Annotated in this window: 21 protein-coding genes; 9 read left to right on the forward strand and 12 right to left on the reverse strand. The window is 69.1% G+C overall.

Annotated elements, in window-relative coordinates; all coding sequences use genetic code 11:
• The first annotated feature begins 79 nt into the window (after window positions 1-79).
• The 3 genes from MSZK_RS07060 (at window position 80) to MSZK_RS07070 (ending at window position 4458) form a co-directional block, all read left to right on the forward strand.
• The gene (locus MSZK_RS07060; protein WP_099246244.1) at window positions 80-1462 is read left to right on the forward strand and encodes a hypothetical protein; all 1383 of its coding nucleotides are present in this window, start codon (window positions 80-82) and stop codon (window positions 1460-1462) included.
• A gap of 40 nt (window positions 1463-1502) precedes the next feature.
• Window positions 1503-2759 carry a glycosyltransferase family 4 protein gene (locus MSZK_RS07065; RefSeq protein ID WP_099246246.1) on the forward strand — a complete coding sequence of 419 codons (1257 nt, stop codon included), beginning with the start codon at window positions 1503-1505 and terminating at the stop codon, window positions 2757-2759.
• Window positions 2760-2910: 151 nt separating this feature from the next.
• On the forward strand, window positions 2911-4458 hold the full coding sequence (locus tag MSZK_RS07070) for a sugar transferase (RefSeq protein WP_099246248.1): 1548 nt from the start codon (window positions 2911-2913) through the stop codon (window positions 4456-4458).
• Window positions 4459-4461: 3 nt separating this feature from the next.
• Here MSZK_RS07070 and MSZK_RS07075 read toward each other — a convergent pair whose 3' ends face one another.
• From MSZK_RS07075 to MSZK_RS07100, 6 genes are all read right to left on the reverse strand, one after another.
• The gene (locus MSZK_RS07075) at window positions 4462-5148 is read right to left on the reverse strand and encodes a response regulator transcription factor (RefSeq protein WP_099246250.1); all 687 of its coding nucleotides are present in this window, start codon (window positions 5146-5148) and stop codon (window positions 4462-4464) included.
• A complete protein-coding gene (locus MSZK_RS07080; RefSeq protein ID WP_099246252.1) occupies window positions 5145-6350 on the reverse strand; it encodes a cell wall metabolism sensor histidine kinase WalK in 1206 nt (401 codons plus the stop codon). Before MSZK_RS07080 ends, MSZK_RS07075 begins: the two co-directional genes overlap by 4 nt.
• Window positions 6351-6483: 133 nt before the next feature.
• Entirely contained in the window at window positions 6484-7230 is a 747-nt protein-coding gene (locus MSZK_RS07085; RefSeq protein ID WP_099246254.1) for a phosphoglyceromutase, read from the reverse strand.
• 106 nt (window positions 7231-7336) lie between these two features.
• Entirely contained in the window at window positions 7337-7849 is a 513-nt protein-coding gene (locus tag MSZK_RS07090) for a YbjN domain-containing protein (RefSeq protein WP_099246256.1), read from the reverse strand.
• Window positions 7846-9141 carry a D-inositol-3-phosphate glycosyltransferase gene (gene mshA, locus MSZK_RS07095; RefSeq protein WP_099246498.1) on the reverse strand — a complete coding sequence of 432 codons (1296 nt, stop codon included), beginning with the start codon at window positions 9139-9141 and terminating at the stop codon, window positions 7846-7848. The genes MSZK_RS07090 and mshA overlap by 4 nt, the downstream gene beginning before the upstream one ends.
• 52 nt (window positions 9142-9193) lie before the next feature.
• Window positions 9194-10501, reverse strand: a complete 1308-nt coding sequence (locus MSZK_RS07100; protein WP_099246258.1) for an ROK family protein — start codon at window positions 10499-10501, stop codon at window positions 9194-9196.
• Between the two features lie 195 nt (window positions 10502-10696).
• Here MSZK_RS07100 and MSZK_RS07105 point away from each other — a divergent pair, with 195 nt between their 5' ends.
• Window positions 10697-11446, forward strand: a complete 750-nt coding sequence (locus tag MSZK_RS07105) for an SDR family NAD(P)-dependent oxidoreductase (protein WP_099246260.1) — start codon at window positions 10697-10699, stop codon at window positions 11444-11446.
• Here the strand turns inward: MSZK_RS07105 and MSZK_RS07110 are convergent.
• The 3 genes from MSZK_RS07110 to MSZK_RS07125 all read right to left on the reverse strand — a co-directional run bounded on the left by MSZK_RS07110 (window position 11430) and on the right by MSZK_RS07125 (window position 15167).
• Window positions 11430-12806, reverse strand: a complete 1377-nt coding sequence (locus MSZK_RS07110; protein WP_099246262.1) for an Ig-like domain-containing protein — start codon at window positions 12804-12806, stop codon at window positions 11430-11432. The genes MSZK_RS07105 and MSZK_RS07110 overlap by 17 nt on opposite strands.
• A 76-nt stretch (window positions 12807-12882) precedes the next feature.
• Window positions 12883-13827 (reverse strand): hypothetical protein, encoded by a 945-nt coding sequence (locus MSZK_RS07115; RefSeq protein ID WP_233211151.1) that lies wholly within the window; start codon window positions 13825-13827, stop codon window positions 12883-12885.
• 179 nt (window positions 13828-14006) lie between these two features.
• The gene (locus MSZK_RS07125; protein WP_371411296.1) at window positions 14007-15167 is read right to left on the reverse strand and encodes a UDP-N-acetylmuramate dehydrogenase; all 1161 of its coding nucleotides are present in this window, start codon (window positions 15165-15167) and stop codon (window positions 14007-14009) included.
• Between the two features lie 5 nt (window positions 15168-15172).
• Here MSZK_RS07125 and MSZK_RS07130 point away from each other — a divergent pair, with 5 nt between their 5' ends.
• Genes MSZK_RS07130 through MSZK_RS07150 form a run of 5 tightly spaced genes read left to right on the forward strand, consistent with a single transcriptional unit; the run spans window position 15173 to window position 18757 of the window.
• Window positions 15173-15679 carry a DUF2505 domain-containing protein gene (locus tag MSZK_RS07130; RefSeq protein ID WP_099246270.1) on the forward strand — a complete coding sequence of 169 codons (507 nt, stop codon included), beginning with the start codon at window positions 15173-15175 and terminating at the stop codon, window positions 15677-15679.
• A 21-nt stretch (window positions 15680-15700) separates the two neighbouring features.
• Window positions 15701-16213 carry a DUF2505 domain-containing protein gene (locus MSZK_RS07135; protein ID WP_099246272.1) on the forward strand — a complete coding sequence of 171 codons (513 nt, stop codon included), beginning with the start codon at window positions 15701-15703 and terminating at the stop codon, window positions 16211-16213.
• The gene (locus MSZK_RS07140) at window positions 16206-16985 is read left to right on the forward strand and encodes an SAM-dependent methyltransferase (protein ID WP_099246500.1); all 780 of its coding nucleotides are present in this window, start codon (window positions 16206-16208) and stop codon (window positions 16983-16985) included. The genes MSZK_RS07135 and MSZK_RS07140 overlap by 8 nt, the downstream gene beginning before the upstream one ends.
• A gap of 9 nt (window positions 16986-16994) precedes the next feature.
• The gene (locus MSZK_RS07145; RefSeq protein ID WP_099246274.1) at window positions 16995-17816 is read left to right on the forward strand and encodes a carbon-nitrogen hydrolase family protein; all 822 of its coding nucleotides are present in this window, start codon (window positions 16995-16997) and stop codon (window positions 17814-17816) included.
• On the forward strand, window positions 17813-18757 hold the full coding sequence (locus MSZK_RS07150) for a DUF2993 domain-containing protein (protein ID WP_233211153.1): 945 nt from the start codon (window positions 17813-17815) through the stop codon (window positions 18755-18757). Before MSZK_RS07145 ends, MSZK_RS07150 begins: the two co-directional genes overlap by 4 nt.
• Here MSZK_RS07150 and deoC read toward each other — a convergent pair.
• The 3 genes from deoC to MSZK_RS07165 are packed head-to-tail and all read right to left on the reverse strand — an operon-like array spanning window position 18754 to window position 20161.
• A complete protein-coding gene (gene deoC / locus MSZK_RS07155; RefSeq protein ID WP_099246276.1) occupies window positions 18754-19467 on the reverse strand; it encodes a deoxyribose-phosphate aldolase in 714 nt (237 codons plus the stop codon). The genes MSZK_RS07150 and deoC overlap by 4 nt on opposite strands.
• Window positions 19467-19886 (reverse strand): DUF2599 domain-containing protein, encoded by a 420-nt coding sequence (locus MSZK_RS07160; RefSeq protein ID WP_099246278.1) that lies wholly within the window; start codon window positions 19884-19886, stop codon window positions 19467-19469. The genes deoC and MSZK_RS07160 overlap by 1 nt, the downstream gene beginning before the upstream one ends.
• Window positions 19883-20161: a DUF2516 family protein gene (locus MSZK_RS07165; RefSeq protein ID WP_371411299.1), complete on the reverse strand. Its 279-nt coding sequence runs from the start codon at window positions 20159-20161 to the stop codon at window positions 19883-19885. The genes MSZK_RS07160 and MSZK_RS07165 overlap by 4 nt, the downstream gene beginning before the upstream one ends.
• Window positions 20162-20192: the final 31 nt, after the last annotated feature.

A 20192-nucleotide genomic window follows, 5' to 3' on the forward strand; every position in this document is an offset into this window, starting at 1 on the left:
GATACCGAGGTGCGACGAGCTTCGTCGGCGCACCTCAACAGGGCTGCCGCCGTGCTATCTTCACGCCAAGAACGACCACGTGGACCGGGTGGAGAAGCCGATGCGGCGGACAATTCAGATCGAATTCAATGAGTTGAGTCCGACCTTGATCGACGAGTTCATCGAGGCCGGGGAGTTGCCGAATTTCGCGCGCCTGCGCGATTCGTCGGAGGTCTTCGTCACCGACGCCGCCAACGAAATCAACCTCGAACCGTGGGTGCAGTGGCCGACGCTGCACACCGGCATCCCGGACCGCGATCACGGCATCCAACATTTGGGCGAGGCGGATCTGGTGGCCGGACGCGGGATCGCGCGCGAGTTGGCCGCCGCCGGATTCAAGGTCGGCGTGTTCGGGTCGATGAACCTCGATTACGGGCCGCTCGACGGGTTCGTGGTGCCCGACCCGTGGAACGCGGAGCTGACCCCCCACCCGGCCGAACTCAGAGCCTTCACCGATTTCGTGGTGTCCGCGGTTCAAGAGAATTCCGCCGAACAACTGGACAAGCGAGCCGCCCTGCCGTTCATCGGCTACCTGACGACGCACGGCCTGCGGCCGGCCACCGCCCGCGCGGTCCTGCAGCAGCTCCTCGACGAGCGGCGTGACCCCGGGGTGAAGTGGCGGCGAGCCTTCGCGCTGGATGCGATGTCCTACGACGTTTTCCGGAATCTGGTCCGTCGGCACGAGGTGGCGTTCGCCACCTTCTTCTCCAACTCGACCGCCCACCTCCAGCACTACTACTGGCGCAACTTCCGGCCCGAAGCCTTCTCGGTGCCGTCGCCGCCCGAGGACCACGCCTCCCTGGACGACGCGGTTCTGCAGGGCTACCGCAACCAGGATCACCTGGTCGGACGGTTTCTGGCGGACTTCCCCGACGATCGGCTGGTGTTCGTCACCGCGCTGAGCCAGCAGCCCTGGGACACCACCAAGTGCACCTACCGGCCCAAGGATTTCGACCGACTGCTCCACCTCATCGGCATCGACATGACCCACGCCGAGGTCGCCCCGCTGATGGCCGAGGAATTCCTGCTGAGCTTCGCTGATGACGCCAGTGCCGACCGCGCGATGGCGGCGATGGCGGACTCCCACGTCGACGACAAACCGCTGTTCCGCATGCAGCACGCCGATGGGCCGCGGTTCAAGGCCGGCTGCGCCATCAACGATTGGTCGCCGGATCCGATGACGATGACCTTGCCGGACGGTCGCCAAGTGCCATTCGACGAGTACTTCTATCGGATCCACAGCATCCGCAGCGGCCGTCACCACCCTGACGGCTGTTTCTGGGTACAGTCCGGCACCCCCCGACGGGTGGCCGAGCGGGTGCCGCTCACCGCGGTGGCACCGACCATTCTCGGGCTGTTCGGCGTGGCCGCGCCCGCCTACATGAAGGATCCGCGCGTCGCGCTGTCCTGCTACCCGAGCTGACGCGGCCGCGCGGGCACCCGTCGGTGGCTACCATCGCGCGGTGTCCGTTGCGCTGATCAGTGCCGTCGATCCGTACCCGACCGATGCCGGGAAGAAGGTTGTCCTCGCCGGGTTCGTCAGCTACCTCGCCGAGCGGTACGGCGCGGAGAATGTGCACTACATCAAGGTCGGGGCACCGCCGCAGGGGCAGTTCCCGGTGCACGTGCACGTCGTCGCCGGTCCCAGCCGCGCGGCCGTGCTCGGCAACATCGCGACCAAAGTCGCCACCGGCCGGGCCAGCCTCCAGGAGGCCTTTCTCGGTTCGTCGCGCACGGCCGCCGAGATCGCCAGGATCCTCGACGAGATCGGGCCGGGGTTGCAGATCTACGACACCGTCCGGATGGCCCAGTACGCGTCGGATGCGGTTGCCGCCGAACAGATCTGCTACCTCGACGACCTGTTCTCCGAACGCTATGACCGGATGCTGGCCGCGGCACGGCGCTACGGCGACATCAACATCAGTCCGCTGGGCAACTTCGCCGAACACATCCCCGCGCGGTTGCGACCGCTGGCCACCAATCGTCTGGGCCAGACGCTGTTGCTGCGCATCGAGCGCTCCCTGGTGCGCCGCAGCGAGGACCGTACGGTGCGGCGGTTCCGCCGCTGTCTGCTGGTCAACGCCGAGGAGGCGGCGATCCTGGCCGAACGCACGGGCGCACCGACGCACCGGATCCGCAGCGTGCCGCCGCTGGTGGCGACCCCGGCGGCCGCCGAGCGGCGGTACGACGGCGCCGCGGAGTTCGTCTTCCTCGGGTTGCTGTCGCTGCCGCATAACGACGATGGTCTGCGGTCATTTCTGCGCACGGTCTGGCCGCTGGTCCTGACGCGGCTGCCCGGGGCACGGCTGCGGGTGCTCGGGCGCGAAGCCCGACCGGAGCTTGTGGAGCTGGCCTCGAGGTTTCCCGACAGTGTCACCGTCGAGGGGTACGTCGCCGACCTGAGTGAGGTGCTGGGCGGGGTGGCGGCCCTGGTCAACCCGCTGCGCTTCGGGTCGGGCATCAAGCTCAAGGTGATCGAGGCGCTCAGCCGGGCGTTGCCCGTGGTCTCCACGCCGGTCGGGGCCGAAGGGATCGACAGCGGACCGGGAACCGGCGTCCTGGTGGGCACCGAGCCGGATCAGCTGGCGGCGCTGCTCTCGTCGTTGACCGATCCGGTGTACAACAGCGAGGTGTCGGACCAGGCGCGCGCCCACTTCGCCGCCTCGTACTCCACGACCGCGGTGTTCAGCGCCTACGACGAGGCCTTCGGCGCGGACTAGCCAGGTCGATCACCTCAAAAATTTGCTATATCTGCATCAGCGTGCACAAAACGGGTGATGTACGTCATCCGTCTTAGCGGTTGCCTCTACGCCTAAGTGGAGTTACGGTGCAGTTAATAGCAGTTCCGGCTACCGAGGGCGGATTTTCGCTGTGCTGGCAGAACAGTCCGATAACCACTTCTCAGTTGGTAACAGCTGGGAAGAAAATATTCGCCAAAACTCGACCTCCTCGTTATTTGACGAGCACGGCCTTCCCTCGATTTGGCCGCAGACCGGGGCGTCGAGACGCGAGGCCCGTCAGCTTCGACACAGCAAGCGGACGGCCCTGACCGACGCCGCGATAATTTGCCTGACCCTGACCACCGCGACGGCGGTCGTCGCCGGCCACCGGCCCGAGCAGGTACTCACCTACGCCCTGGGCTCGGTCTCCTTGGCCGCAGGGTGGATGGTCACCCTGGCCTTCAACGGCTACAAAGCGCGCCGGGTGGTCGGTCGCCGGGTGAGTGAGTACACCAGCGTCCTGCTTGCCACGCTGCAGGTGTTCGGCCTGATCGCGATCGGCGCCCTGCTGTCGGGCGTCCCCGTGTCGCGGAAATACCTCGCGATCGCCTGCGGCCTCGGCCTGCTCGGCCTGCTGGCCAACCGCGTGCACTGGCGCCGGGTCGCCGCCGCCGAGCGGAGCCGCGCCGAACACCAGATCCCGGTGCTGGTGGTGGGCAGCTCGCGAGCCGCGGCCGACGTCGCCGCCACCTTTGTGCGCGATCCCGCCGCCGGTTATCGCGTGGTCGGCGTGTGTACCCCGACCGGACCAACCGCACAGCACTGCAGCATCGATGTCGACGGCCAGTCGGTACCCGTCGTCGGGATCGACCAGGCCATCGCCGACGCGGTCCGCAACACCGGTGCGCACACCGTCGCGCTGGCAGCCACCGATCACCTGCACCCCACCGAGATCCGCCGGCTGATATGGGAACTCGACTCACTCGGGGTCGACCTGATGATCGCACCCGGTCTGGTCGACGTCGCCGAGGACCGGCTGCACAGCCGGCCGGTCGCCGGTATGGCCATGTTCGAGGTGGCCAAGCCGCAGCACGAACGCGCGAACTCGGTCGCCAAGCGGGCGTTCGACGTCGTGTTCGCCACCGCGGCGATCGTGGCGCTGGCGCCGCTGTTCGGCCTTGCCGCGCTGGCCGTCCGGCTGTCGAGTCCAGGGCCGGTGTTCTACCGATCCGAACGAATCGGCCTGCGCGGCAACACGTTCACGATGCTCAAGTTCCGCAGCATGGTCGACGGTGCCGATGCCGAAGCCCCGGCGATGATCGCCGCGGACGGCGCCGGCGCGCTGTTCTGGAAAGCCAAGGACGATCCGCGGGTCACCCGGGTCGGCACGGTGCTGCGCAAGTACAGCCTCGACGAACTGCCCCAGTTCATCAACGTGCTGCGCGGCGACATGAGTGTCGTCGGGCCGCGGCCGCAGGTCCGCCGCGAAGTCGACACCTACGACTATCTGGTGCGGCGGCGGCTGATCGTCAAGCCCGGCCTGACCGGCCTGTGGCAGGTCAGCGGACGCTCGGACCTGGCGCCGGAAGACGCTGTGCGCCTTGACCTCAGCTACATCGAGAACTGGTCGCCGATCAAGGATCTGGTGATCATCGCCAAGACGGCCAAGACCGTGCTCAGCGGCGACGGCGCTTACTAGCCGCTAGCCCTCGAGCTTGTACCCCAGGCCCCGCACGGTGACCAGGTGCACCGGGTTGGCCGGATCAGCCTCGATCTTCGACCGCAACCGCTTGACGTGGACGTCGAGGGTCTTGGTGTCTCCGACGTAGTCCGCACCCCACACCCGGTCGATCAGCTGACCGCGGGTGAGCACCCGTCCGCTGTTGCGCATCAGGTATTCCAGCAGATCGAATTCCTTGAGCGGCAGGGTGATCGGCTCGCCGTTGACGGTGACGACGTGGCGTTCGACGTCCATCCGGACCGGGCCGGCCTCCAAGATGGCGTCGCCGATCCCCGACTCCTCGGTGTCGCTGCCGCGGCGCAGCACGGCACGGATGCGGGCGATGAGTTCCCGCGCCGAATACGGCTTGGTGACGTAGTCGTCGGCGCCGAGCTCGAGGCCGACCACCTTGTCGATCTCGCTGTCGCGCGCGGTCACCATGATCACCGGAACGCTGGATCGAGCCCGCAGCTGCTTGCACACATCCGTGCCCGTCATCCCGGGCAACATGAGATCGAGCAGCACGATGTCGGCTCCGGATCGGTCGAATTCCGCCAGTGCCGACGGGCCGTCACCCACCACCGTGGCCTCGAAGCCCTCCTTGCGCAGCAGGAAGGCCAGCGGGTCGGCCAGCGACTCTTCGTCCTCCACGATCAACACATTGGTCATGGGCGTAGTGCCTCCTCGTCAATGGCCGATTGGTCGGCCGGTTCGTCGTCGTCGTTGGTGGGATAGGCGGGAATGGACAGGGTGAACGTCGAGCCGGTACCCGGCTGGCTCCACAGCCGGATGCTGCCGTTGTGGTTGGCCGCCACGTGTTTGACGATGGCCAACCCCAAACCGGTGCCGCCGGTGGCCCGGGAGCGCGCCTTGTCGACCCGGAAGAACCGTTCGAACACCCGCTCCTGATCGGCGCGGGCGATTCCGATTCCCCGGTCGGTGACCGAGATTTCGACGTTGTCGCCGCGCCGACGGCGGCTGATCGACACCTTCGAGCCGTTGGGCGAGTAGGCGATCGCGTTGGAGATCAGATTGGCCAGCGCGGTCACCAACAGCGACTGGTCGCCCAGCACCCGAAATCCACTCGGCGCGTCGGTGGTCACCTTGATGTCGGCGTTGTCGGCCGCCACCTTGTGGCGTGAAATAGCTTCGCTGACAACAGAATCCACATCCACGCCGTCCAGGTCGGGCAGCGGCTCGGCGCCCTGCAACCGGGACAGCTCGATCAACTCACCGACCATGTTGGCCAGCCGCTGGGACTCGGTGAGGATCTTGCGGCTGAAATGGTGCACGGTGTCGGGGTCTTCGGCCGATTCCAGCAGCGCCTCGGCCAGCACGCCCATCGCGGCGACCGGCGTCTTGAGCTCATGGCTGACATTGGCCACGAAGTCGCGCCGGCTGGCCTCCATCCGGGCCTGCTCGGACTGGTCGTCGACGTAGACCACGGCGAAGCGCGGATCCTGCTTGCTCAGCAGGCGGACGTGCCCGCGTACCGACAGCCCGGAACGACCCGCGGTGGCCCGCTGTGGGGCGGACAGGTCCACCTCGACGCCCTCACCGGTGGCCAGTACCCGCTGGGCGGCCTCCCAGGCCCGCTCGTCGAGCTGGCGGTCACGCACCAGGCCAAGCTCGGCCGCCCGGTCGTTGACGAACACCACGTCGCGATGCGAGTCGACGACCACCATGCCGATCGGCGCCAGCGACACGACGTGCCGCAGCATCTGCGAGACGGTGATGCCGGCCTCGGTGATCGCCCGGCGCTGCCTGCGCTCGAGGATGCGCGGGGTGAGTGCGACCCCGACACCAAGGCCGACAGCGAGCGCTACCAGCGCCGCGACGGTGGCCAGTAGCGCCACCGAGACAACACTCACAGGAAAAGGGTACGCATCCGGTGAACGTCATCCCAGCAACGAGCGGCCAATCCGGGTCACGTCACACTCCCAGAGCGCATGTATTCCGCCCCCGTTCACCCCGCGTTTGCCTGGCGGGGCGTGTGGTCGCCTGCTATTTGCCGCCCTGGCTGGCCACCGCAGCGGCGCCGGCCGCCGCGGCCTCCGGATCCAGGTAGGTGCCACCTGCGACGCGCGGCTTCAGGTCGGCGTCCAGGTCGTAGCGCAGCGGGATACCGGTCGGGATGTTCAGGCCCACGACCTCGTCGTCGGACATGCCGTCGAGGTACTTCACCAGCGCACGCAGGGAGTTGCCGTGCGCGACCATCAGGACCGTCTTGCCGGCCTGCAGGTCCGGCACGATCGTCTCGGTGAAGTACGGGACGAACCGGGCGACGACGTCGGCCAGGCACTCGGTGAGCGGGCCACCGCCGATGTCCGCGTAGCGCGGATCGGTGTCCTGGCTGTAGGTGCTGCCCGGCTCGATCGGCGGCGGCGGCGTGTCATAGCTGCGTCGCCACAACATGAACTGTTCCTCGCCGTACTTTTCCTTCGTCTCGGCCTTGTCCAGGCCCTGTAGCGCGCCATAGTGCCGCTCGTTGAGCCGCCAGCTGCGCTGCACCGGAATCCACAACCGGTCGGCGGCGTCCAGGGCCAGATGCGCGGTGGTGATCGCGCGCCGCAGCAGCGAGGTGTACAGCACATCGGGCAGCAGGCCCTGCTCGGCCATCAGCTTCCCGCCGCGCACCGCTTCGGCTCGGCCCTTGTCAGTCAGGTCGACGTCCACCCAGCCGGTGAAGAGGTTCAGCGCGTTCCATTCGCTCTCGCCGTGCCGCAGCAGGATCAGTGTCGAGTCAGCCATGCCGGAAATCTTCTCACGGGCAGGCCGGCCGCATCCGTGCGTGCCGAGATCGACGAAATGTCACGATCCTCTCGCACAAGTGCAGCCAATCGTCGGTTTGGGCGACTCAGTGATCGTCGTCGTCGATGAGGTGCTCGAAAGCGGCCAGATTCTTCAGCGACTCACCGCGCGACACCCGCCACGCCCACTCCTTCTGGATGGAGGATTTGAAACCCAGCTCCAGCAGCGTGTTGAAGTCGGTGTCGACCGCCTCGAGCACCTGTCCGAGCACCCGGTCGAGCTCGTCGGCGGACACCGCCTCCGGCGCCATCCGGCCCACCAGATAGATGTCACCGGCGTTGTCCAGGGTGTAGGCCACCCCGTAGAGCCGGCGATTGCGCTTGAGCAGGAATCGGTAGACCCCCTCGTGGTTCTCGTCGGGCTGACGGCAGACGAACGCCTCGACGCGCACCGAATGCTCCCCGATGCTCAATAGCGTGTTGGTCTTGAGCTTGCGCTCCCCCGGCAACTCGACGATCAGCCCCGGCAGACCACCGTGTGCGCCGGCATGGCGGCTGTAGACCAGTCCGTGCTCATCCAGTGCCTTCTCGATGACCTGCTGGACGTCCGCTGGACTCACGCCCGCACCCCGCGCCGCATCGACCAGCGTCGTCCGTTGCGCCGGGCCAGTGCGTCACCGGCGGCGCGACGCCGCCGGGCGCCGGCATAGTCGGTGATCGCCCGGCTGTAGCTGGCCAGCAGACCGTCGACGGTGGTGGCCCACGAGAACTGCTGTGCATGCGCCACCGCGGCGCTGCTCAGCTCGTCGGGGTCGCGCGCCAGCAGCCCGGCGATCGCATCGGCCCAGCGGGCGGGCTCATGGCCGGACACCAGTGCCCCGCTGACGCCGTCGGCCACCGCCACCGGCAGACCGCCGACAGCCGCGGCCACCACCGGGGTGCCGCACGCCTGCGCCTCGACCGCGACCAATCCGAACGATTCCGAATAGCTGGGCACCGCAACCAGATCAGCCGCCCGGTAGACGTTGACCAGTTGTTCGCGCGACTGCGGGGGCAGGAATGTCACCCGATCTGCGATACCCAGTTCGGCGGCGAGCCCCACCAGCACGTCCGGGGCGGCCAGCCCGGTGCCGGACGGGCCGCCGGCGATCAGCACCCGAACCCCGGGCAGTTGCGCGGCCGCCCGCAACAGCACGTCGGGCGCCTTCAACGGCTGGATCCGCCCGACGAAAGCGACCACCCGCTCGCGGTCGGGCAGGCCGAGCGCAGCTCTTGCGGCCTGCCTGTCACCGGGGGTGAACGTCTCCAGGTCGACGCCCGGGTAGACCACGTCGATCCGCCGGGGGTCTGCATTGTGCAGCGAAACCAGTTGGCGGGCTTCGTCTTCGGTGTTGACCACCAGCCGGTCGGCCTCGTCGACAACCTGCTGTTCGCCCACCGCCCGCAGCGGCGGTTCGGGGACGTCGCCGTCGGCCAGCGCGGCGTTCTTGACCGCTGCCAGGGTGTGCGCGGTGTGCACCAGCGGCACCGTCCAGCGGTCGCGGGCCAGCCAGCCGACCTGACCGGACAGCCAGTAGTGCGAATGCACGATGTCGTAGTAGCCGGGCTCGTGGTTGGCCTCGGCGCGCAGCACACCGGCGGTGAACGCGCACAACTGAGTCGGCAGGTCGTACTTGTCGAGTCCCTCGAAGGGGCCGGCGACCACGTTACGCACCAGGACCCCCGGTGCGACCCGGACCAGCGGCTGGTCGGCCGAGGAGGTCGCCCGGGTGAAGATCTCGACTTCGACGCCGCGCCGGGCCATGTGCAGCGCGGTCTGAAGCACGTAGACGTTCATGCCGCCGGCGTCGCCGGTGCCGGGCTGGGCCAGCGGCGAGGTGTGCACCGACAACACCGCGACGCGTCGCGGCATCCCCTCGATCGAACTGTCGGTCAGTTCCCGGGCGTGCCGCACGCCTCCATCTTTACACCGCAGCGTCGCGGCGGTTCTGCGCCCGTCTCAATGCGCCGATCGGGTCGGCGTACAGCCCGCCCAGCGAGACGATGCCGGCACCGGCTTCCTGCACCCTGTTGCCGAACGCAGTGACCCGGATATCGCGGGGCGGCAGCACCGAACGCTCGGCGAACGCCGACTCGACCCGCTGCATGCCCTCGGGGTACTCGGTGAAGGCCTGGCCGCCGACGACGAGGTCGTCCGGGTTGAGCATGTCGCGCAACAGCGCCACCGCGCCGCCGAGCACCCGGGCCCGCTCGTCGAGCAGTTCCCGGGCGCCGATCGCCGCAGGGCTGTCGCCCTGGCGCGCCGCCCGCAGCAAGGTGGTCATCGACGCACCGGGCCCGGTGGCGGGCACGATCCCGCGCTTGCGGGCCGCCGCCAGTACCGCCTCGTCACTGACCGTCGATTCCAGCTGCCCGCTGCCACCGAGCAATTCGGAGACCACCGGCAGCGCGGCGATGGTGCCGGGACCGCTGGCCGGACTGTGCACGCGGCCACCGATCACCAGCGCGAAACCGACTGTCTCGCGGGCATATACGTACAGACTGCTGGATGTCGCGGCGGGCGGGCGGCGCAGGCCCAGCAGCACCTCGGCGCCGGCCATCGCATCCACGTGCGACGCCACCGACACCGGTAGACCCAGCGCCTCGGCCAGCACCGGTCCCACCGGAGCCTGGGTCCAGCCGAGCCGGGTGTGGTCGACATGGCCGGTGAGGCTGTCGACCACGCCGCCGATCGCGACGCCGATCCACAACGGACGGCGACGATGCCAGCGACTCAGGTAGCGCCGGGCACTGCCGGCCAGCGAGGCCAGCGCAGCGGCCTGGCCGCCGCGCGGCGTGGGCGTCTCGACCGCGTCGAGGGTGCGGCCGAGCAGATCGGTCGCGACGATGTTGGTGGTTCGCGCGCCGATGTGGACGCCGAGGGTGAGGAACGGTTCGTGGTTCACCTCGACCGGCACCCGTGGGCGCCCGATCGCGCCGGACACGGCGAGATCGGCGCGCTCACGCAGAATGCCGGCGTCGAGCAGGGCGGTGACCTGGCGGTTCACCGTGGCGATCGACAGGTTGGTGACCTGCGCGATCACATCCCGGCCGATGGCACCGCGCTGGCGAATCGCCGCGAACACCGACGCGGCGGCGGCGTCGGGGAGCCGCAGGGACGGGGCCACGATGTGGTGGCGGGCGCGCAGCGGGTGCGGTCGCGATGCGACGCGGGCCGCGTCATGGGTGGCGACGCGGGCCGCGTCATGGGAGCTGAGTGCGACGGTACGCATGGGGAGTGTCCTTCTCGAGTCGGGTGGGGGGCTGTGCCACACCTGGCGACGCGAGCGGGACGGAGAAAGGAGTGTCCGCGACTGGTCAGGCGCAGCGAATCGCGTGACAACAACACGCGGTGTGCGCGACCAGGGCACTGGTCAGACCGAAACGGATCACGGGGAGAACTTAGCACAGTTACTAGAGTTGGAGCGATGACGACTCCAGACGCCCACTCCCGAGTAGCAGTGGTCACCGGCGCCAGTTCCGGTATCGGCGAAGCGACCGCCAAAACTCTTGCTGCCCTTGGCTTTCACGTCGTGGCGGTGGCCCGCCGGGCGGATCGGCTGCAGCGGTTGGCCGACGAGATCGGCGGGACGGCGGTTGTGGCCGACGTCACCGACGGCGCGGCGGTCGAGGCCTTGGCGGCCGGGTTGAGCAGGGTCGACGTGCTGGTCAACAACGCCGGCGGCGCCAAGGGACTGGAATCCATCGCCGACGCCGACCTGGACAACTGGCGCTGGATGTGGGAGACCAACGTGGTCGGCACGCTGCGGGTGACCAGGGCCCTGCTGCCCAAGCTCGTGGAGTCCGGCAACGGGCTGATCGTCACCGTCACCTCGATCGCCGCACTGGAGGTCTACGACGGTGGCGGCGGGTATGCCGCCGCGAAACACGCCCAGGGCGCGCTGCACCGTACGCTACGCGGCGAGCTGCTCGGAAAACCCGTGCGGCTCACCGAGATTGCGCCCGGCGCGGTGGAGACGGAGTTCTCGCTGGTGCGTTTCGGCGGCGACGAGAAGCGGGCCGACGCCGTCTATTCCGGTATCACGCCGCTGGTGGCCGCCGACGTCGCCGAGGTGATCGGCTTCGTGGCGTCCCGGCCATCGCACGTCAACCTGGACCAGATCATCATGCGGCCGCGGGATCAAGCCAGCGCGAGCCGGTTCAACCGCCGGACGTAGCCGTCCGCGTCGTCGTCGTCGGCGGCGCCGTCGTCGGCGGCGCCGTCGTCGTCGGCGGCGCCGTCGTCGTGGTGGTCGTGGTCGGCGTGCCGGACAGCGTGGGCGCATCGGTCGGGGTGGCCGGCGCGCTGCTGGGAATGCTCGTCTCCGGCGTGGTGTCCGACAGTGCCGACATCGCCTTCCAATCGTTCCAGTCCACCGCCCAGTCCCAGATGTCGCCGTCGGCGTAGGACAGCTGGATCGACGTTCCGGTCACCTCGACCGGGTCGCCGTAGATGGCGGTGCCGAAATACTGCTCGGCGTCGCTGGTGGACAGGTTGATGCAGCCGTTGGTGACGTTGGTGTTGCCCTGCGCCCCCGAGGACGCCGGGTTGGCGTGGATGAACTCGCCGTTGTTCGAGATCCGCACCGCCCAGCGCTCGTGGACGTTGCTGTAACCGGCGGCCTGGTTGGTCATGTAGAAATCGGCGTACTTCTCACTCACCACATGGATGCCGCTGCGGGTGACGTTGCGCGGCTGATCGGCCTCGCCGTAGCTGCACGGGAAGTCCATGATCACGCCTTCGTCGGTGATCACCTGGATGCGGTGCGACGTGGCGTCGGCCTTGACGACCTGCCGGCGGCCGATGTCGAAGTCCAGCGTGGAATCGGTCGCCCCGAAGGCGTCCTGGCCGAACTTCACCCCGTAGAGGCGGGCGTCGACGTGCACCTTGGTGCCTGGCTGGTAGTACTCCTTGGTCCGCCAGTGCACCCGCGAGCCGCCGACCTCGTCGGGAAGCCAGGCCCAGCTGCCCTCGGTCGGCGGAGTCGTGGTGACGGTCAGTGCCTTTTCGACATCGGGCTTGTGCTCGTCGTCGATCGCGGCGTCGAACTGCAGGATGATCGGTGCCGCGACCCCGACCGTCTGCCCGTCGGACAGCTGGAATTGGCCGTTGACCGTGGTCGTCGGGTTGACCGTGGTGAAGGAGGCGGCAACCGGCAGTGCCTTCCCGTCGCGGCCGACCGCCGACCCCGCCCACGTGTAGGACGCGCCGTAGCCCAGCGGCTCGGTGACCGTGAACGCCGTGCGGTCGCGGTTGAGCGTGCCTGCCACGGCCTTGCCGTCGGCGTTGGTCAGCGTGACGTACTGCAACCAGCCGTCCTTGACCTGGAGGCCTGCCGGGGTGGTGGGCAGCACGTCGGTGGCGGCATCGGCCGGGCTGAAGGTCAACGTCGGCTTGGGCGGCGGTTCCTGCTTGGCGGTCTTTGTGCCGGGCGAGCTCATACAGGCGGCCAGCGCGCTGGGCGCGGCAACGCCGAAGGCCAGCGCTGTCAGGGCCCGCCGCCGGTTGATCGGCGACGGTTGATCGGCTGGGCTCACGTCAATCCAAGATACGGAACCCGACCGTCGTCCTGCCAACTGCCAGGGTGTGGTTATGGCCTCACCCAGCGGCGTTTCAGAGGCCGAAGATCTTCAGGAAGGCCGGAGCCGCCCCGCCGAACTTGGATCCCGCGAAGTCGATGTCGCCCCCCACGAGCTCGATCGTGGCGCCCGTCGAGCCGTCGACGTAGCTGTAGTCGTCCCAGCTCACCGACACCGACCGCAGCGGCGAGAGCACCCCGCCGATCGGGATGTGCGCCACGATGGCCGGCCCGGCGCCGCCGCTCTGCAGCGGCAGGTCGAGGGTGCGTGTCCCGAACAACAGGGCGTTGGTGAACTTCGGCGCGGCCGCCGCCCAGGCGATGAACGCCCCCGGGATGTTCCCGCTCTGCGCTGCGGTGACGAACGCGTTCAGGCTGTCGTAGGCGGTGAGTCCGGCGCCCAGGACCGCACCGGCGGCGCTGGCGGCGAAGGCGACGGTGGGCGGCACGACCAGGGTGCCGTCGGTGAGCGTGGTGGTGCTCTTGAGCGGTGTGGTCGTGAAGGTGGTGTTGCCCGCCAGCGAGAACTTGGCGCCGCCGATCGGCGTCTTGGCGGTCACGTTCAGCGACACCGGGCCGCTCTGGCCGGGATCGGGCGCGCTCACATCGGCGACCAGAGAGATCGGTCCGAACGGCGTGTTGATCGTCTGGCTGAACTGCTGAGAGGCGGCGGACGGGGTCACCGCGGCCGACGGCTTGGCCTTCGCCGACGGCTTCGACACCGCCGCGGCGGCACTGACCGGGGTGTTGTTCACCTTGGCGATCGGTGCGCTCACGCGTTTGGTCGAGGCCACCCCGGAGGTGCGCTTGGGGCCGGCGTCGGAGGTGCTGCCCGAGGCGGAACTGGAGGCGTGGTGCGCGCCGGTGTCAGCCTGGGCCACCCCGGCCGCGCCGGCCAGTGCCGCGCCGACGCCGAGGGCCAGCGCACCGGCACCCAGCCAAGTCCTGACGCCCAGCGTGCGGCTGCGACCGCGCGTCACGGTCGACACAGTTCCAGTGGCCATTTCGAATCCCCCTACATCAGCGAAGCAAACCCGGGAGCGGGCTGACACCCAACTATTCTCCCCATTTTTCGTCGTGCGGGTTAATTATCAGAATATTCATCGGGTCGTGTCGCGGTGAGGTCGGTGAAGCCCCGTTCGTCCGGGCTGGAGCCGGTCTACAGCGAACAGCCGACGAGCACGGGCTCGGGTACCAGCGTGATACCGAATGCGTCTCGGACGCCGTCGCGGACGGTGCGCGCCAGCGCCAGGACGTCGCTCGTGGTGGCGCCACCGCGGTTGGTCAGGGCCAGCGCATGCTTGGTCGACAACCGGCACGGCGCGTCGCCGTCGGCCGGATAGCCGCGGCCGAAACCCGCGTGCTCGACCAGCCAGCCGGCCGCCAATTTGACCCCGTCGGGTGCGGGGTAGTGCGGTACCGGGTCGTCGCGGCGGGCTTGGAGTTCCTCGAACCGGTCGACGCTGACGACGGGGTTGGTGAAGAACGATCCGACACTCCAGGTGTCGTGGTCGGCGGCGTCGAGGACCATGCCCTTGCGGGCGCGCAGGCCCAGCACGGCGCTGCGCACCGCGGCGGGCTCGGCCCGCTCACCGGTCGCCACGCCCAGCGCCCGGGTCAGTTCGGCGTAGCGCAGTGGGGCCGACCGGCCGGTCCGGTCGAGCGCGAACTCGACCTCGAGCACCACCGCGTCCGACGAGTTCTTCACGATGCTGTGCCGATACCCCAGCCCGAGCTGCTCGGCGGGTACCCACTGCACCTGTGAGGTGCGGCGATCCAGCAGCCGGACCCGGGTGAGATGGTCGGCCACCTCCACGCCGTACGCGCCGACGTTCTGCACCGGGGTCGCCCCGGCCGACCCGGGAATGCCCGACAGACACTCCAGTCCGCCCAGACCGGCTGCCACGGCGGCCACCACGACGTCGTCCCAGACCGCGCCGGCCTCGGCGCGCAGCAACTCGCCCTCGACGGTCACGCCCTGGTTGGCCAGCCGCACCACCGTCAGATCGGCGAGGTCGTCAGCGATCACCAGATTGGAGCCGCCGGCCAGCACCAGCACCGGACCGTCCCCGGCGTGGTCGACGGCGGCCAGAGCCGCCACGATCTGCTCGGCCGTGGTGCAGGTGATGACCCGGCGCGCGACCGGACCGACCCGCAGGGTCGTCAGCGGCGCCAGCGGGACGTTCTCGGCCACCGCCGCCCCGCCGTATCGATTCCCCGGGTCGCTTCGCTCCTGCCCGCCGTATCGATTCCCCGGGTCGCTTCGCTCCTGCCCGCCGTATCGATTCCCTGCTCCCACGGCCCGTAACGGTAATCTCACCAGCTATGCCGCGTTCATTCGACATGGCCACCGACTACGAAGGCAGCGTCGAACAGGTCCACCAGGCATTCCGCGACGAGCAGTACTGGCTGGCCCGGCTGGCCGATTCCGGCGCCGACGACGCCACCCTGGACTCGATCCGGTTCACCCCCGACGGCGGCGTGGAGGTGACCACCACCCAGGTGCTGCGGGTCGACCGGTTACCGGCCGTGGTCACCCAGTTCCACCACGGCGATCTGGCCATCCATCGCGCGGAGAGCTGGACCGGGCTGGTCGACGGCCGGGCGGATTCGACCGTCAGCGGCAGCATCCCCGGCGCGCCGGTGACCCTGACCGGACAGGCCCAGCTGATGCCGTCAGATGAGCGGGCCCGCTTGGCTTTTCGGGCCACCGTCGAGGTGCGGATCCCGTTGGTGGGCGGCAAGGTGGAGAACTTCATCGGCACCCAGCTGGTCGACCTGCTGATCGCCGAGCAGCGTTTCACCACCATGTGGATCGCACAGAACGGCTGATCCCGCGGGTACGGTTGCCTCATGTCCCGCCGCATGGACTACGTCATCGGACTCGAGCAGCCCGTCGCCGAGCTGTATGAGAGCTTCACCAGCCGGCAGTACTGGGAAGACCTGATCGCCGAACACCAGCGGCACACCGATTCCGAACTCACCCGGTTCAGTTCGGATCAGACCGGTACCGACATCGTGTTCACCCACACAGTGTCCCGCCGGGACATGCCGTCGATGATCGCGGCGGTGGTTCCGTTGCGGCTCACCATCACCCGCGAACAGCATTTCGACCTGTTCGATCCCGCCACGAATTCGGCCGACGGACATTACCGGGCCCTGGTGCCTGCCGCGCCGATGACCTTCGACGGCACCTACGTGCTGACGCAGGCCGGCGCAGGCAGCGAGCTTCGGCTGCGCAGTTTGTGCAAGGTCAACGTGCCGCTGATCGGCGGCAAGATCGAACAGTGGGTGACCGACGGCCTGCGCGGATTGTTCGACAGCGAACGGGATTTCACCCGTGACTGGATCGCCGCCCATTACTAGGCCATCGCGACCGGTCGGTGTCCCGACCCGCGGCACGACCAACGCCAACCGGCTGCGCCGCGGTGATCGGTGGCTGGTCAATTCCCCGCGGGTGCGCGCCGTCCTGGAGGCCGCCGCCGACCCGGTGGTCGTCGACCTGGGTTACGGTCGATTGCCGGTCACCACACTGGAATTGGCGGCCCGGCTGCGCGCGGTGCGCCACGACATCCGGGTGATCGGCCTGGAGATCGACCCCCAGCGGGTGGTGCCCGACGTCGACGGTGTCGAATTCCGAGTCGGCGGCTTCGAGCTCGCCGGACTGCACCCCGTTCTGGTGCGGGCCTTCAACGTGTTGCGCCAGTACCCGGAAGAGTCGGTCGAGCAGGCCTGGGCACAGATGCGGGCACAGCTGGCGCCGGACGGGCTGATCATGGACGGCACCTGCGATGAACTCGGCAGGCGCTGCTGCTGGGTGCTGCTCGACCGCGACGGACCGGTCAGCCTGACCCTGGCCTGCGACCCGCGGCACATCGAGCGACCGTCGGATCTGGCCGAGCGATTGCCGAAAGTGCTTATCCATCACAATGTTCCGGGCCGTCCGATCCACTCACTGCTGGCCGCGGCGGATCGAGCGTGGGCGGCCTCAGCCGGACACTCGGTGTTCGGCCCGCGTGACCGCTGGCGGGCGATGCTCGCCGAGCTGCGCGCGGCCGGCGTCCCGATCCAGCCGCAGCGCCGGGCCGCCCGCGATGCGGTGCTCACCGTGCCCTGGCCGGCGGTGGCACCCGACTAGTCTGGAGCCATGCGAATCGCGCTGGCCCAAGTGCTCTCGGACACCGACCCGGCGGTGAACCTCAAGCTGGTCGAGGACTACACCCGCCGCGCCGCCGACGCGGGCGCCAGGCTGGTGGCCTTCCCGGAAGGGATGATGTGCCGGTTCGGTGTCCCGCTGGCACCGGTCGCCGAACCACTCGACGGACCATGGGCCGACGCGGTGCGTCAGATCGCGAACAGCGCGGGGATCACCGTGCTCGCCGGCATGTTCACCCCGGTTGCCGACGGACGCGTCACCAACACGGTGCTTGCGGTGGGCGCAGGCGTCGACGCGCACTACGACAAGATCCACCTCTACGACGCGTTCGGGTTCGCCGAGTCCGACGCCGTCGCGGCGGGTCGTGAGCCGGTGGTGATCACCGTCGACGGGGTCGGGGTGGGCCTGACCCTGTGCTACGACATCCGCTTCCCCGCTCTCTACGCCGAACTCGCCGACCGCGGTGCGCAGCTGATCACCGTGCATGCCTCGTGGGGGGCCGGACCGGGCAAGCTCGAGCAGTGGACCCTGCTGGCCCGCGCCCGTGCCCTGGATTCGACGTGCTTCATCGCCGCGGTCGACCAGGGCTATCCGGGCGACCAGATGGCGACGGCGTCCAAGGCGCCCACCGGTGTGGGGGGCAGCCTGGTGGCGTCGCCACTCGGGGAGGTGGTGGCGGCCGCGGGCGACGATCCGCAACTGGTGGTGGCCGATATCGACATCGACCGCGTCGCACCGGTGCGCGAGATGCTCGGCGTGCTGCGTAACCGCTCAGAGTTCGCTCAGACTGATAAGGCAGAATCGCCCAGGTGACGAATCCGCCACACGGTCCGAGCCATCCCGTCGGCCCCGGCGACCCGACCACCCCGGCATGGCCGGCGGCCTCCGAGCCGGGCACCCCCACCGAGTACATCCCTCGCCCGGGTAGTCCCGCCGACCCGCCGACCCAGCACATCCCGCACGTCCCGCCGCCGGCACCGCCGGCACCGGCCGGACCGCCGGCCGAGCCGGAGGAGCCCAAGCGGGGCTTTCTGCGCGACCCGCTGTCGATCGTCCTGTCGCTGATCATCGTGGTGGCGGTGGTGATCGCCGGGGTGCTGGGCATCGAGCTGTACGTGCGCCACGAAGCCGACACGGTGGTGTCCAGGGCGGTGTCCTGTGTGGTGCAGGATCAGGCCAGCGTCTCGTTCGGGGTCCGCCCGTTCCTGTTGCAGCACCTGTCCCGGCATTACAGCGACATCTCGGTGCAGACCGCCGGCAACCAGATCCGGCAGGCCAAGGGGATGAAACTCGACCTGCGACTCGACGACGTCAGGATCAACCAGACCGCCGACTCGGCCGGCACGATGGGCTCGCTGGATGCCACGATCACCTGGTCCAACGACGGCATCCGGCAGACCGTGCAGGATGCCATCCCGTTCCTGGGCAGCCTGGTCAACAGCGTGTCGACCACGCCGTCGGACGGCACCATCGAGCTGCAGGGCGGCCTGGGCACCGTGGTCGTCCAACCGGCGGTGTCCAACGGCGAGCTGAGCCTTCAGGTGCTCAAGCTGACCGGGCTCGGCTTCGCGCTGCCGCGCGAAACCGTGCAGCCCGCGCTGGACGCCTTCATGAGCACGCTGACCAAGAACCTGCCGATGGGAATCCACGCCGACAGCGTCGCGGTCACCGACAGCGGGGTCACGGCGAAGTTCGTCACCCGCAACGCGACGATTCCCAACGGCCAGCAGGACCCCTGCTTCGCCGGGGTCTAGAGACCGGCCAGTACCGCCCGGGTTCCGGACAAGCCAAGCCGGGTCGCGCCGGCATCGAGCATCGCCAGCGCGTGCTCGGCGGTGCGGATGCCACCGCTGGCTTTGACCCCGAGCCGGCCGCCGACAGCGGCGGCCATGATCTCGACCGCGACCACCGACGCGCCGCCGGCGGGATGAAAACCGGTGGAGGTCTTGACGAAATCGGCACCGGATTCCTCCGCGGCCCGGCACACCGCCACCAGCGTGGCATCGTCGGCGAGGCTGAGCAGGGCGGCCGATTCGACGATCACCTTGAGCACCGCCCCGGGTACGGCGGCGCGGACGGTCGAGATGTCGGCGGCCACATCGGCGAAGTCACCGGCCAGTGCGGCACCGACGTCGATGACCATGTCGATCTCGTCGGCGCCGCTGTCCGCCGCGGCCGCGGCCTCGCGGGCCTTGATCTCCGGAAGGTGCTTGCCGGACGGGAATCCGGCGACGGCGGCCACGACGAGGTCGCCGGGATGAGTGCTCGCGGCCTTCCGGGCAACCGGCACCATCGACGGGGACACGCACACGGCGAACACCCCGAGGTCGACGGCTTCGGCGACCAGTGCGGCGACGTCCGACTCGGTGGCTTCGGGTTTGAGCAGCGTGTGGTCGACGAGCGCGGCAACCGCGGCTGGGCCTGGTCCATTCCCGGGTCGCTCCGCTGCTACCCGCCGGACCATCAGAACGGTTCCTCGAGACCGCCGGGGTTGCAGCCCGTCTCGGTCATCGTGTTGTCGTCGACGACGGGCCGCCACGGCTCCAGGTTCCAGCTGGTCTTGCCGGGGGCGCCGAACTCGGCGAAGCGGAAGTGACAGACGAATTGGGCCCGCATTCCGGGCAGGTCGGCATCGGGCGCCAGCGCCAGCACCTCGCCCCACGCCTCGTCGATCTCCGACGGCGGCTTGAGCAACTGGGCGCCCGCCTGACGCCCGGCAGCGGTCGGATAAACCCGCAAGCTTTTCAGATCGCCCCAATCGACCCACTTCACGTGGTCGATGAACGGTGGGGCGGGATCGGTGTCGGCCGCGGCCGGGGCGGCCAAGGCCAAAGCCGCCGGGATGACGAGGAGCGCGGCGGCCGGCGGGCGTCGCGCGCTCAGCGCGACTTCCCTTGGACTTCGAGCAGCCGGGGCCGGACGTCAACCAGGTAGACACCGGAGGCCACGGCGGCGATCGCCACGCCCGTGACGCCCAGGAACAGCGACAGCACACCGGCGACCCCGAGGATGACCAGCCAGACCGGCTTGGTCAGCTTCTCGGCCGCGGTGTACGCGTCCGGCCGTTGCATTGCCGCGTGCACGAACGCGTAGATGGTCGCCACGGTGACCGCCCAGAACACGACCTGAAGAACAAGACCCGCCACACCTTGCAGCATCACGGCTACCAGGGTAGGCGGGTCTTGTCCC

This window comes from Mycobacterium sp. shizuoka-1, from assembly GCF_002723835.1.
Taxonomy (GTDB): Bacteria; Actinomycetota; Actinomycetes; order Mycobacteriales; family Mycobacteriaceae; genus Mycobacterium.